Genomic DNA, 14,851 nt, shown 5'->3' on the forward strand with positions numbered 1-14,851 from the left:
CACTAAGTGGATGAAAAAACTGATCCTGCTCGCTTTTATAATTGTTTCAATACAATCCTCCTCCCAATCCGTTTTTGGATACTGGTATGGTAAAGCCAATGTAAAAACAAAAAGCTCGGCCAGCAATTATTTGGTCGAACTAATTCTGCAACCCGGCAAGGGCCAGGTAAATGGAATCCTTAGCTATTACTTTAAAAATACATTTCGCAGTGTACAGGTAAAGGGAACCTATGATACCAAAACCCGTCAACTAAGATTGTTTGACATACCGGTTACCTACTATGGTTCGTTGAGCACTATGGAAGTGGATTGTATGATGAACCTGCTGGCTACTTTGCGGGTAGCAAAAGCCGGATCAAATCTCGTAGGTAGCTTCCTGGGCATGCCGGATAATAAATACATGTGTGTTGATGTAAACTTTAATCTTGTACTCAGCGCTGATATGAGCAAGCAAGACTCAGTGCTGACAGCTTTACGAAACTTTAAAGAAGCCAACCAGGTTTGGAAACCTACTACATTCGATACACTGCCACCGGCAGTAACCGTATTACAGCGAAAAGTAATCAACTATGTGGTAGAAAATCAATTCAAAGAAAGAGAAAACGTGGTCGCTGACGAAATAGAGGTAGATTCTGATTCATTAAAAGTTGATTTTTACGATAATGGCGAAGTAGATGGGGATTCTATTTCTGTATTCTTCAACAACCAGCTGATGGCTTTTTCACAAAAGTTGAGTACAAGATCGCTTCATTTTGATATTGCGCTCGATAACAGCAAAGACTTAAATGAATTGAGTATGTTCGCCGACAATCTCGGCAGCATACCACCCAATACTGCGTTGATGATTGTAACAGACGGCGAGAAAAAACACCAGATACGACTGTCGAGCAATTTTGAAAAGAATGCCACGATCAGGATTCGAAAGAAGAAGTGATACCCTTCAAACCTCCCTAAAGGGGAGGCTTTGGACTCCGATTGAAAAGGGATATCTTCTTTAACCCGCAAGGTTTTTTCCTATTTTTTAAATACGAATAGTTTTATACTCACCTCTTCTTACCAATAGGATAATTATTCATCAAAAGCATCTTCAATAAGCAGGGGCTGTGCGATGGAGGCCTCCCTTTAGGGAGGTTGGGAGGGTTTACAATGAAAAAGCGGTAATATGCCTATTGTTCACCAGGTATTCTTCCAGCCATTTCAATTTTTTCACCCGGATGGATGCCTCTACCGAAATGATGATTTTATCATCTCTTAGTTCCAATCGTTTTTCTTCAACCGAAATTCCCTGGTCCCTGATAGCGGCCAGAATTTCATCCCTGAAATGACTGTTACTTTTTTCCATCTCAAAAACGAGATCCCTTCCCTGCTTTCGTGGCCGGAAAACTTTATTGATCCATTTGCTGGAAAAAACAATGAATAGGGCTGCCGCTATAAATGTTCCGGCTAGATAAAATTCGCCAAAACCAATCGCCATACCCACGGCAGCAGATAACCAGATGATGCCAGCTGTGGTCAAACCCGACACATCGATCTTATCCTTGAAAATCACACCTGCGCCAATAAAACCAATACCGCTTACAACGTAAGATGCAATACGGGTAGCTTCTTTGTCGCCGCCGCCAATTTTATAAGAAAGAATCGTGAACAGTGCAGAGCCGAGACAAATAACAGTAATCGTTTTTAACCCGGCCGCTTTATCCTTCAATTCCCGCTCGAGACCCAGAATCATACCGGCGGCAACAGCGAGCAATGCTTTATAAAGGTCTAATATTTCCCAATGGTCAATCATAAAACCACAAACCCCTAACGGGGCTTATCCTCCGTGTTTTGTAAGTTGCTTAAGTATCGAACTTTCAACACCAAAAGACAAACGAAATAATTAAGTATTTCACAGCTTCATTGATCGGCGGCCGTGAAAAAATAATACTATGCTTCCAGTCGGCTTTGTGCGGCGGCAAGCCTCCCTTTAGGGAGGTTTGGAGGGTTCGGGTTTTAAAACAACTCCGGCTGATTATCATCCTTTTTTTCTTTCACCCACTCCATCTGCACACTCTTATTGTAGTCAAGCAATTTCGTGCCAACTGTTTTCCATCCCATCACTTCAGCCACCTTCGCTATTTTGAACTTTGCTTTACGCACCTGGTCACCTCTTCCACTCTGTACTGCCAATATCGGCTCGGCATCTGTAGATACAGCTTCGAGATAGTTGCCATCTCCTTCTTTAATGAAGAAGAATTTATTTTTCAACGTAGTGGTTTCAATCCTGAACCGCTTTACATTGAATTGCAGATTTTTCTTGTCGAGATAAATGGCGGAAATCACTTTTTCCGGATCAAATTTTTCGATGAGCAAAATATTCTCCGCATCAAAACGCTGTGTCATTTCCTGGTCGGTGATCATATAGTTACCATCATTGAAAACAACCAGTATTTTATCTTCTGCTTCAAAGCTTCCCAGTAAGATTCCTTTTTCATCAGCATTAAGCCTGCCAAACTTATCGTCGAACCAAAGTTTTCTTCCGCTAAGAGTGGCCTTGCCGGCTTCCTTAAATTTGACGGACTTTATCGGGTATTTTGTTACGGTTATTCCTTTGCTGTTGCGCCCCTGGATATCTAATTCTTCAAAATAATAATCAAACTCTTTTTTATGCGCTGATGATGCCGGGCTCAGCACAATTTTTACCACTTCCGCTTCGCCATTGGGATTAACACTCAGGTAATGTACTTTACTCTTTTCTTCACCACCGGTAAGGTTATATTCTTTATCTCTTGTTATACCCGTAACATTAAATCGCTTTGCAAAGCTTTTTTGCTTTCCGTCAAAGTAAATCATGTTATAAGTAGTGCGTTCGTCGTTCTTCTGAAAAACCGCTGCATGTAAAATGTCCTTGCCGATGAAAACCTTTTCCTGCACCTTCACCACTTTCATCACGCCTTTTTTGGCAAAAACAATAATATCATCCAGGTCCGAACATTCCAGCAAAAACTCGTCTTTCTTCAGTCCTGTGCCGATAAATCCTTCTTCCCGGTTCACGTAAACCTTTGTATTGGCAATGGCTACTTGTTTGGCTTCGATTACTTCCAATTGTTTGATCTCTGTTTTTCTCTCCCGGCCCTTACCATATTTCTTCAACAGGTTTTCATAATACGCCACCGCAAAATCAACCAGGTTGTTCAGATCATATTTCACCTGTTTAATGTCAGCTTCGAGTCCCTTGATCTGTGCATTCAGTTCATCAATATCCAACCGGTAGATACGACGTACCGGTTTTTCAGTAAGCTTGAGGATATCTTCCCTTGTGATTTCTCTTTTTAATTGCTTTTTGAAAGGAACAAAAGCTTTGTCGATAGCATCAATTACTTTATCCCATGTCTCGTGTTTTTTCTCGAGTTCCTTGTATATCTTTTCTTCAAAGAATATTTTTTCTAGCGAAGTATAGTGCCATTTTTCCTGAAGTTCACCCAGTTTGATCTTCAGCTCCTGCTCCAGCAGATCCTTCGTTTTATCGGTTGAAATCTTCAACAGATCCTCTACACCCAAAAACTGCGGTTTCATATCCACGATCACACAGGCGTTGGGTGAAATGGACGTTTCGCAATCGGTGAATTTATACAGGGCATCGATGGTAATGTCGGGAGAAATCCCCGGTGCCAGGTCAACCTGGATCTCAACATCAGCCGCTGTATTATCCGTCACCTTTTTGATCTTGATCTTTCCCTGGTCATTGGCTTTTACAATGGAGTCCATCAATTGTGATGTAGTAACACCATAGGGAACACTTTTAATCGCCAGCGTTTTTTTATCGACTTCTTCAATATGGGCTCTTACTTTTATTTTGCCACCCCGCTTACCCTTGTTATAATCGGTGACATCGATCATTCCGCCCGTTTGAAAATCGGGATACAATTCAAACTTCTTTCCGCGCAAATATTTTATCGATGCGTCGATCAGCTCGCAGAAATTGTGCGGCAATATTTTCGTTGACAAACCTACCGCGATACCGTCTGCGCCTTGCGCCAACAGCAGCGGGAACTTCATGGGCAACGTAACAGGCTCGTTCTTGCGACCATCATAGCTCAATTGCCATTCAGTGGTTTTATTATTGAACGCCACCTCCAGCGCAAACTTGCTGAGTCTTGCTTCAATATAACGGGGAGCGGCGGCATCATCTCCTGTTCTTACATCACCCCAGTTACCCTGTGTTTCGATCAACAGGTCTTTCTGCCCCATATTCACCAATGCATCACCGATACTGGCATCACCGTGCGGGTGGTATTGCATCGCCTGGCCAATGATATTGGCTACTTTGTTGAAACGGCCATCGTCCATTTCCTTCATGGCATGAAGGATACGGCGCTGCACCGGTTTCAATCCATCCTCTATTGCAGGAACAGCTCTCTCCAATATTACATAGGAAGCATAATCCAAAAACCATGTTTTGTACTGGCCATGAATACCGCTGTCGTTGTTTTCTATCTGTTCTGTATTTTTTGCTTTGGACATAATTTTTTAAATGCAATAAAATGTTCAATGATCAATGTTCAATTTTCAATGCTCAAAGAAAATACCCGTGATCAGCTCTGTACATCTAATATTCAAATTTTATTTATTGTCTTTGCCTTTTTTGAGCTTATTCTTTTCAGCAGTTTCAATACTCCTTGCAAATATGGCAATTAACTCTTCAGTCTCTTTATATACACCATCGACTTTTGAAACAGGCTTTATCAATGCTTTCTTGATAATTATTTTTAATGCCGACCGGCATTCTTTGAGTTCCTTCAAAACAACACCCAGCTTATGGATAAAATCATTTCTGGATTCCGCTCCCTGTACCTCACCATAATTAAATGTTGGTGAGATGCATGATTTTATCAACTGTCCTGCAATATAATTCCCAGCTCTTGAATTGGGCAATGCTTCAACCACATCAATCATCCTGCAACTTTAATTTACCAACCTGTCCTCAAGATCATATTTTCGATTCTCCATAATTGAAAATTGCGCATTGAAAATTGAACATTGAACATTTCTACGATTTTCAACCAGAAATCTCTCCTTACCCTTCCGCCTCTTTCGTCTCACTCACCACTTCTTCTTTTCCCTTTGCACCGGCCAACTTCACATCAAAATCTTTCCATCCTTTATTGACATCGCCGGTTACTTCAATTTTTCCTTCGCTGATCAATTGTTTCATCCGCCACATCAGGAACACGTCGCCGGTCTTTATCTTCATCCGGTGCAGCGTATTGGTCAGCACACGGGTCGCTTTTTGCCATTCACCAGTGAGGTTCTTGATGATCTCCGCATCATAAAATGTTTCGTCCTTGCTGGCAATCTTCTTACCGCCTTCCAATATTCTTACCAGCCCATTTTCTTCACACAACTTTCTCCATTCATCCGGATCCACTTCAAACTCACTCAATGTAATAGGGCGGGCCAGTTTTTTGGCTTTCAAAAACTCTTTCGGCTGAATTTCACTCAGCCACGAAGGATAAAATATTTGCCCTTTTTCATTGATGAAAGGCAGATTGTTCAAATACAACACCATCACTCGTCCTGCAAACTCACTCATTTGTGACATGAGCCAGTAATAGCCGCTCACATCATGCTGGTTTTGCCCCATCCAGATCCAGAGTTGTTCGGCCGGTTCGTTGGCTAGCTTTTCTTTGATGGTCTTTACGGTTTCGCGGTCATCAAATTTCACTTGATTAGTACCTGCATAGTGTGAACCTTCCAACAATCCCATCCACCAGTTATAACGTGCCTGCCAGCCTTCTTCGGTTTCGAGAGCAGTCAAAGGTCCTACGGCAAAATCATCTTTTATCTGGATCACTTCACCCGCCAGGGTTTCATCCTGTTCGATCACCTGTTTCATCAGGTCTACCTCTGATTCATTAAAAACGATATGTATCATACTGCTTTGTCTTTATGTATAAAAATCAGATCACCCGGTGCATCTTCTTTGCCCGCAACGGCTTTCTTCAGCGATGATCCTTCCAGGTAATATTTTTCAAAGCCGGCACTGTTCAGCGCAGCTTCTACAATGGGTTTATGACTTCCCCATGTTTCTATCTGTATCGTCGGTTTAAATCTTTCCAATACCGGCAATATCTCCGGTATCACCACTTCCTCATAACCTTCGATATCACATTTTAAATAATCGATCTTTTCAAAACTCTCAAACAGCTCTTTGGCTTTTTTCATTTCCGCTTCAAATGAAAACTCATACTCTGAAAGAGCCTTATTATTCTTCTCATCATAAATATGTGGCAACCCTGTGCGGAGATAACCAAAATGATCCGGCGTTACCAAATGCACTTTTTTATTTTCTTTTCCGAGTGCATAAGGAAACAGCGTTATGTTCTTTCTGTTCTTACAGGTCCAGTGGATGATTTTTGTGTAAAGCGGTACCGGCTCGATGGCAATCACTTTGCCTTTTTCTCCTACCCATTTGGAAAACAATTTGGTGAAATAGCCGAGGTTAGCACCAATATCCACCACGGTATCCCCTTCTTTGATCAGTTGCTTGGCGAAGTAGTGATACTTATACCCCTCATCCGATTTTAACAACCCCGTATTGTATAAAAAAAAGAATCCCCTGTTGAGCAGTTTCAAATAGTTCTCCTGGCCCAGCAACCTGAATAAATATGCTTTGATCTTTTTTTTCATAAATTAATATGACAGTTGACCGATGTCAGTTGACAGTTAAAGGCCTAAGGCATATAATTGCAATTACTGATAACGGCTATTGAACTTTTGAACCTCTTAAACTTCCTTTTCCTCCACTATATCCAGCTCCACTTTCAGGTTATTGATGATAAACTCCTGCCTTTCCATGGTGTTCTTGCCCATGTAATATTCCAGCAATTGCTGAATATGATCGCCATGCTCCAGGTTCATTAGCGTGGTCTTCATTTCAGGGCCAATAAAACGGCCAAACTCATCAGGCGATATTTCGCCCAATCCTTTGAAGCGGGTGATCTCCGGTTTGCCGCCCAACTTTTTGATCGCCGCTTTTTTCTCTTCCTCGCTATAGCAGTAAATCGTTTCCTGTTTGTTCCTTACCCGGAACAATGGCGTCTCCAGTACATGCACATGATTATGCTTTACCAGGTCAGGAAAGAATTGCAGGAAGAAGGTCATCAGCAACAAACGGATGTGCATACCATCCACATCGGCATCGGTAGCAATTACGATATTATTAAAACGCAACCCATCCAGTCCATCCTCAATATTCAAGGCATGTTGCAGCAGGTTGAACTCTTCATTTTCATACACCACTTTCTTCGTCAGGCCATAACTGTTCAGTGGCTTACCCCGCAAGCTAAACACTGCCTGCGTTTCTACATTCCGGGATTTGGTAATAGAACCACTGGCACTATCACCTTCGGTAATGAAGATGGTCGTCTCCGCCTGCTTCGCTACAAAATCCTCCTTGCCCCTCGATGGCGGATCATCATTCAGGTGAACACGGCAATCACGCAGTTTCTTATTATGCAGGTTGGCTTTCTTGGCTCTTTCATTCGCCAGCTTTTTAATGCCTGCCAGTTCCTTACGTTCCCGTTCGCTTTGTTCGATGCGTTTCTTCAAACCATCCGCCACCATCGGATGCTTGTGCAGGTAATTGTCCAGTTCTTTGGCAAAGAAATCAATCATAAACTGGCGCATGCTCTTACCCCCTTCTTCCACGTATTGCGAACCCAGTTTTGTTTTCGTCTGGCTTTCAAACACCGGTTCTACCACCCTTACTGACACCGCCGCTACAATACCCGTGCGGATATCCGAGGCATCATAATCTTTCTTATAAAACTCCCGGACTGTTTTTACATACGCTTCCCTGAAGGATTGCTGGTGTGTACCACCTTGTGTAGTGTGCTGGCCATTCACGAAGCTGTAAATGTCTTCACCATAATCATTGTTGTGCGTTATGGCTACTTCAATATCATCACCACTCAGGTGAATGATAGGATAGCGTATCTCGTCTTCATTGGTCTTGCGTTGCAGCAGGTCGAGCAAACCGTTTTTGCTCATGTAGGTCTTACCGTTGAAGATGATTTTCAACCCCGCATTCAGGAAACAATAATTCCAGATCTGGTTTTCTAAAAACTCGGGGTGAAACTTAAAATTCTTAAACACCGATTCGTCGGGGATAAAGCTCACCATCGTACCATTCTGCTCACCGCTTTTTCCTTCCTTATGTTCTTTGATCAGGACACCTCTTTCAAACTCGGCCGATTTCTCCTTGCCTTCCCTGAAAGCGGTTACCTTAAAATAATTGCTCAGGGCATTCACGGCTTTTGTACCCACGCCATTCAACCCCACGGATTTTTGAAAAGCCTTGCTGTCGTACTTAGCGCCGGTATTGATCTTGCTCACCACATCCACCACCTTGCCCAGCGGGATACCCCGGCCATAGTCACGCACTGTCACCGTTTTGCCTTCAATCGAAAGCTCCACGGTTTTACCATAGCCCATGGTGTATTCGTCAATGCAGTTGTCCATTACCTCCTTCACCAGTACATAAATACCGTCGTCGGGGCTGCTGCCATCGCCGAGCTTGCCGATATACATGCCCGGCCGCAGGCGGATATGCTCTTTCCAGTCGAGGCTCTTGATGCTCTCTTCCGTATACTCAAATAAGTTCGTGTCTTTTTCTTTTGCCATAGCTCACATTATTTTCAAAAGATATTTGTTTGCCATCGTTTGGTTCATTGGGCATCGTCCCTTGCGTCGCACTCTTGTACGTCCGGTCCGCTGCTCAGCATTTTTGTCTGAACCATGATTTTGAAAGATTTAAGAGATTTTGAGGAGATCCCATTTCCCATAAATCCCAATAATCCACCCCAATCCCCGTTCAGACCATTCAACCGCCTGCGAATTTAGCGGATTGCAAATAAAGAAGGACAGTCTGATTTCCAATGGCCTGACTTATCCACAGGGAGGGGATAATTGTGGAGAACCTGTATGATTCAGCATAGAAACCGAAAGTCAAGCCAACATATTCAGTAACAAAAAAATATTAGTATATCTAAAAAAACATTGGCTGCAATGGATTCCAGAAACTTACCTGCAATCCTATATTTGCTTTACCATTACAAAAACCAATGAAATATTATTTACTCACAGGAATTTTTCTTTTTTCAGCCTTAACAACTCGGTGCCAAGATTTGCTCGTACCATATCGTGTGAAAGACAAATGGGGTTACTCGAACACTGAAGGCAAAATAATTATTCAACCAATTTTCCAGCTAGCTTGGTTTTTCGAAGTGGAGAAGGTTGGAAATACGACTCTTGAGTTTGCAAAAGTTCAGCTCAACAACAATAAGGGATTAATTAATAGACAAGGAAAGCTAATTATTCCCTGTGCCTTCGATTGGTTTGATATCGTTATTGGGTCATTCTGTATTCCATTTACCGCAAGCGGCGGGCATGGTCTTTACTCCTTACCAGATGGTAAAATGCTTTTAGACACAATCTATACTCACATTCAACAGGAAGCTGGAACTGGCGGTGATTTTAGTTTATTTTTTCCAACAAACCGAGCCGGCAAAGTTGGAATTTATGATGGGAATAAACGTAAGTGGATTACAAAACCAGATTTTGATGGAATTGTTGCTTATAGCACAAGAGAAGTATTTATTAGAAAGGGGAAGAAACAATTTGTTGTAAATCTAAAGTCCGGGATAATAAATCCCTTTACCCCCAAAGAGGAAACACTTAAAGCCGCAAAAATTGGAGAAAAGATTTCTGTGAATGGAAGTTCAAACCAGACCAAAGAGATTGATAAAAATCATCAGCAAATATCCTTTGATTTGAGTCAGCCGGAGGTCATATACGAAAATGGCAAGTACGGATATCGGTTTATAGAAAGTTTCAAAAGAAGATACAGACACCCTGACTCGATACTAGTAACGCCAGATATTATAAATCCGCAATATGATAGTATAGATGCTATACGCGGATTTATGAACCGCCTTGCTGTTAAACAAAATGGGAAATGGGGTATCGTTGATAACAAGAATAGAGAGATTTTACCTATTCAATACACTGAATTTGACATGTCGGCATCTAATGCGAATGAAGATATTTATGCTATTAAAGTTGGTAAAAAATTAGCACTAATAAGTCAGAACAGAGATACTCTTGTGTACGACTGCGATGAAATTCGTTTTAAGGGAGAATACCAACTGTTACGTCGTGGTAGGTTGTATGGTGCCTATGTCGCAGGCAAGGGCAGTGATTACGAGTACACCTTCCGGCACACTTTAATTCCTATACGCTATAATAGAATTGAAAAAGAGGTGATAGGCTATCGTGGAAAGGCGTATCCTTTTTTTTATGTTCAGAGCCAAACTGGCAGTGGTTATCTAAGCCCCGAAGGCAAAGAATACTTCGAGTAGTAGGTATATAGATGTAAAAACATCGGCTTAATAACCAATCTCCGCAAGTTATGTCTTTGCCGGTGTTTCCTCACCGGCAAACGTTGAATAACAACACGACAAAAAAACCAGCCGAAGCTGGTTTTAACTTTGATGTTCAATTTCTTTTTAAGAATTGTACCAGGCCCAAACCGTAATAACGGTTGTAATCAGGAATACAGCCGCAATGACTAAAGTAGCCACTACGTTTTCATTGTGCAAAATGGAGTTGAATTTTTTCATCCGCAAAGAATTTAAGTGAACAATACATTAAGCGTCTCAACGGGAAACGGAATGATGAAAACAATTAAATCTTTGTGTTTTACAAGGGCGGGCTGTATAAAGTTAACTGATTCTTAACTGCCAACAGGATTTTTTTCAGGACAAGGCTTCATACAATACTTCCACGGGGTGCAACGCTTTTCTGCCGGTGCCGTCCTTTACCTGGTGACGGCAACTGGTACCGGGAGCAGCAATGATCGTATGTTCTGCTTGCTTACGAACAGCGGGAAACAATACCAGCTCCCCGATTTTCATCGACAGCTCATAATGTTCCTTTTCATACCCAAAGGAACCGGCCATACCACAACAACCGGATGGGATCACTTCCACCGAATAATTTTCCGGCAACGATAAGAGTTTTACCGACGGAGCAACAGAAGACAAAGCTTTTTGCTGGCAATGCCCGTGCAACTGGATCTTTCTTTTTTCTTTGGTGAACTGAGCAGCGCTGATATTTCCTTTTTCAATTTCGCCGGCAATAAACTCATCTATCAAAAAAACATGTTTGGCCAGTTGTCTTGCCGTGGTCAAATGTTCGTCATCAGCCAGGTCAATATACTCGTCTCTGAATGTAAGAATAGCGGATGGCTCAATACCTATCAACGGTGTATCCGCAGTGATGAGTGGATGCAATAAAGCGATGTTCTTATTGGCGATCTTTTTAGCTTCACGAATCAATCCTTTTGACAGCCATGATCTGCCACTTTCAATATGTTCCGGTATCACCACTTCATAGCCCAGTTTTTCCAGCAATAAGATCGCCTTAATGCCTATTGAAGTATCATTATAATTAGTAAACTCATCGCAAAAAAGATATACTCTTTTTAGTCCTTTTGAAACTGCTTCCTTGCCCCCCTTTAGGGGATGGGGGCTTCTTTTCCTATACCAATTTTTCAAAGTAGTTTTATACAGCGTGGGCATTGATCTTTTGACAGCAAACCCCGAAACTTTTTTTATCAACGCACTGACGCCACGGTTGGTCATCATAAAATTATAGATACCGGGTGCTATGGCCCCCAGCCTCGCCGATTTGGTAAAATTGGCAATCAGCTTCGAACGAAAAGGAACGCCATTGGCATCATAATAATGCTGCATGAACTCGGCTTTCAGTTTGGCTACATCTACATTGCTCGGGCATTCCGACTTACAACCTTTGCAGCTTAGACAAAGATCCATCACCTCGTAGATCTCTTTATGATCAAAACGGTTGAGCTTATCGGAGTTTGTCAAAAACTCTCTCAGTATGTTGGCCCTTGCACGGGTCGTATCTTTTTCATTGCGGGTGGCCATAAAGGAAGGGCACATCGTTCCTCCCGATAAATGTGTTTTGCGGCAATCTCCTGACCCATTGCATTGCTCGGCATGTTGCAATACATCCTGGTTATGAAAACGAAAAATGGTTTTGAATGCAGGCGTTTGCTGGCCGGGTGCATAGCGCAGCATCGTATTCATCGAAGGGGTATCAACGATCTTGTTGGGGTTAAAAATATTATCAGGGTCCCAGCTTCTTTTTACCTCTTTCAGCAGTTGATAATTTTTTTCTCCGATCATTTGCCGGATAAATTCACCCCGCAGCCGTCCATCGCCATGCTCGCCGCTTAAGGAGCCATTGTATTTTTTAACCAGCGTAGCAATTTCTTCCGCAATTACACGGAACAACTGGTTGCCTTCTTTGGTCTTGAGGTTAATGATAGGACGTAAATGTATTTCACCGGAACCTGCATGCGCATAATGCACAGAAAACAGATTGTGCTTCTCCAATATCTTATTGAAGTCGCTGATAAAATCCGGCAGGTCGTTTACATCAACCGCCGTATCCTCGATCACCGGCACGGCTTTATCATCGCCGGGCAAATTGCTTAGCAATCCCAACCCGGCTTTACGCAATGTCCATATCTTTTTGGTGTCGTCACCAAACAACAAAGGAAAATGATAACCCAATCCTGCGGCCCGCATCTCAGTTTCTACCTGGTGAGCAATAGCAATCACCTCTTCCCTGTTTTCTCTGGCAAACTCCACTACCAATATCGCACCCGGGTCTCCCTTGACAAAAAAACGATTTTTGATTTGCTCTTTATTCTCTTTCGTACATTCCAGGATATAATGGTCTATCAGTTCGCTGGCGCTGGGTTTATATTTTAATGCAATCAAATTGGCTCTTAATGATTCATCAATCGTATTGAAATGCACACACAATAAGCCGACTTCTTTTGGCGGCAGCGGAACCACATTCAATTTTATCTCGGTAATAAAAGCCAGGGTACCTTCCGAACCGGCAATCAGTTTGCAGAAATTAAAATCAGGCTCACCGGCTGTAAAGGGTGCGGTGTCTAACAATACATCAATGGCATAACCGGTGTTTCTTCTTTCCACCGTTTTCTTGGGAAACTCTTTTCGGATCTCCACCTGGTTTTCATAATTACTCAACAGGCTGCGCAGCGACCGGTAAATAGTTGCTTCCAGGTTACTGCCTTCACATTTTTGATGAAACTCGTCTATGTTCAGCGATTTAAATTCCGTTTCACTGCCATCACTGAGCAGCGCTTTTACTTCCAGCAAATGCTCTCTTGTACTTCTGTACACTACCGAATTGGAGCCGCAGGAATTATTGCCGACCATGCCGCCGATCATCGCCCGATTGGCGGTGGACGTCTCGGGCCCAAAGAAAAGACCATGCGGTTTCAGGAACATGTTCAGTTCATCACGGATTACGCCGGGCTGTACCCGCACCCATTTCTCTGCTGCATTCAATTCGATGATTTGGGTAAAATATTTGGACACATCTACGATAATGCCGTTGCCCACCACCTGGCCGGCCAATGAGGTGCCGGCTGTCCTTGGTATCAGCGATGTTTTTTCTGCCCTGGCAAAATGGATGAGTTTTTTAATATCGGCAACCGACCGCGGAACTGCAACCGCCAACGGCATCTCCCGGTAGGCTGAGGCATCGGTAGCATATAAGGTACGGATCGTGACATCATCATACAGTTCTCCTTCCAATTCACTGGCCAGGCGCCGCAGTTTTTCTTTCATTGATCACTGGTTTATTCATCATGATGACTTGATTCTTAAGTGAAACAAATCATGAAGTTATTGTAGCTGAAATTTTTGCAAATATATTAAAATGGGGCTCAGGTTTGCCGGTTGGATATTTGGCCTTATAGAAGTTGATCTGCCCCTATTGTACAAAGCACTTAGCCATTTTTCTTCTATCCGTTTTAATGAAGTTAATTCTTGTATATCTAAAAACTGCGCTGGTTTTGGGTGTCCTTTTGTTGGGTTATATCCTCTTGGATAGGATAGCCAGGTTCAGACATAATTGCATCGTTATTCATCATTCATACTTATCCAATCAATTTTCTTTGTTTTATATCCTGAAATATTTCCCTTATTGAACAAGTTTTTAAGTCTTTCCGTAATTATCCAATTAAAAGAAAACCCGCCGATTTGAAAAATATCATAATTGATTTCTTTTGCAAACGATAGCGATTGCCCATGTACCCTTAAACGGCTATTTTGGCTTTCAAAACTTTTAATATTTGAAATGTTTTTAAACTTGACATTTTTCGTCACAACTTGATTTGGCAAAAACCTATGACTTATTAGAAAGTTTGATTTCGAAAAATCAATTAACGAATACATGTTCCCAATTGGAAAGAACCAATAATAGTTAGCCAACATTCTATTGTCGACTTCTATATGTAATTCGAAAAATCGATGTTGCGGCAAATTGCAATTACATAGAATATTCTTCACATTTTCACTTACAATAAATCCCCAAAATAAAATGCTATCGGATACAAAGTCTGTGAGTTTAGCTCCCTTATGTAAAACCAGATAATCTAATATTAATGACTCTTCAGGTAAAACATCGGGTCTTAGTTGTGAAAGAAGGCTATAATTATCATAGCACCACCCTTTATGTTGTGAAATTTGCGGAAAAACTTTTCCAGTTGTATTCAGTTCGTTATCATTGTTAAGTAAGTAAAAGCCTGGCATTCTATGTGTAACGATTTATTTCAATAAAATAAAATGGCGCATGAATTACTGCTAAAAATTTTATTTCTGCTAAAATACTCTACTTATAATAGTAAACAATTTTTTCAATTTCTTCTTTTTTGGCTACCAAGCAACGAAAAAAAAGTGGCAGC

10 protein-coding genes are annotated in these 14,851 nt (G+C 41.8%); 2 read left to right on the plus strand and 8 right to left on the minus strand.

What is annotated here, in order from left to right; genetic code table 11:
* Positions 1-10 precede the first annotated feature (10 nt).
* Complete coding sequence (locus P2W73_RS18280) at positions 11-934, plus strand: hypothetical protein (RefSeq protein WP_276503532.1); 924 nt, start codon at positions 11-13, stop codon at positions 932-934.
* 207 nt (positions 935-1,141) lie between these two features.
* Here P2W73_RS18280 and P2W73_RS18285 read toward each other — a convergent pair whose 3' ends face one another.
* The 6 genes from P2W73_RS18285 to P2W73_RS18310 form a co-directional block, all read right to left on the minus strand.
* Positions 1,142-1,789, minus strand: a complete 648-nt coding sequence (locus tag P2W73_RS18285) for an MgtC/SapB family protein (RefSeq protein ID WP_276503533.1) — start codon at positions 1,787-1,789, stop codon at positions 1,142-1,144.
* A 203-nt stretch (positions 1,790-1,992) separates the two neighbouring features.
* Positions 1,993-4,503, minus strand: a complete 2,511-nt coding sequence (locus P2W73_RS18290; RefSeq protein ID WP_276503534.1) for a DNA gyrase/topoisomerase IV subunit A — start codon at positions 4,501-4,503, stop codon at positions 1,993-1,995.
* Between the two features lie 99 nt (positions 4,504-4,602).
* Positions 4,603-4,935 carry a four helix bundle protein gene (locus tag P2W73_RS18295; protein ID WP_276503535.1) on the minus strand — a complete coding sequence of 111 codons (333 nt, stop codon included), beginning with the start codon at positions 4,933-4,935 and terminating at the stop codon, positions 4,603-4,605.
* 121 nt (positions 4,936-5,056) lie between these two features.
* Positions 5,057-5,914 (minus strand): DUF1835 domain-containing protein, encoded by an 858-nt coding sequence (locus P2W73_RS18300; protein ID WP_276503536.1) that lies wholly within the window; start codon positions 5,912-5,914, stop codon positions 5,057-5,059.
* Positions 5,911-6,669, minus strand: coding sequence for an FkbM family methyltransferase (locus P2W73_RS18305; protein ID WP_276503537.1), 759 nt, complete (start codon positions 6,667-6,669; stop codon positions 5,911-5,913). Before P2W73_RS18305 ends, P2W73_RS18300 begins: the two co-directional genes overlap by 4 nt.
* A 96-nt stretch (positions 6,670-6,765) precedes the next feature.
* Positions 6,766-8,664 (minus strand): DNA topoisomerase IV subunit B, encoded by a 1,899-nt coding sequence (locus P2W73_RS18310; protein ID WP_276503538.1) that lies wholly within the window; start codon positions 8,662-8,664, stop codon positions 6,766-6,768.
* A gap of 440 nt (positions 8,665-9,104) precedes the next feature.
* Between P2W73_RS18310 and P2W73_RS18315 the strand changes: the two genes are divergently transcribed.
* Positions 9,105-10,400, plus strand: a complete 1,296-nt coding sequence (locus P2W73_RS18315; protein ID WP_276503539.1) for a WG repeat-containing protein — start codon at positions 9,105-9,107, stop codon at positions 10,398-10,400.
* Between the two features lie 396 nt (positions 10,401-10,796).
* On the opposite strand, the gene P2W73_RS18320 is transcribed toward P2W73_RS18315, so the two are convergent.
* Together P2W73_RS18320 and P2W73_RS18325 are read right to left on the minus strand one after the other, a co-directional pair.
* Positions 10,797-13,733 carry an FAD-binding and (Fe-S)-binding domain-containing protein gene (locus tag P2W73_RS18320; protein ID WP_276503540.1) on the minus strand — a complete coding sequence of 979 codons (2,937 nt, stop codon included), beginning with the start codon at positions 13,731-13,733 and terminating at the stop codon, positions 10,797-10,799.
* A gap of 294 nt (positions 13,734-14,027) precedes the next feature.
* On the minus strand, positions 14,028-14,699 hold the full coding sequence (locus tag P2W73_RS18325) for a hypothetical protein (protein WP_276503541.1): 672 nt from the start codon (positions 14,697-14,699) through the stop codon (positions 14,028-14,030).
* Positions 14,700-14,851 lie beyond the last annotated feature (152 nt).

The sequence above is a fragment of the Terrimonas pollutisoli genome, assembly GCF_029360765.1.
Classification (GTDB): Bacteria; Bacteroidota; Bacteroidia; order Chitinophagales; family Chitinophagaceae; genus Terrimonas_B; species Terrimonas_B pollutisoli.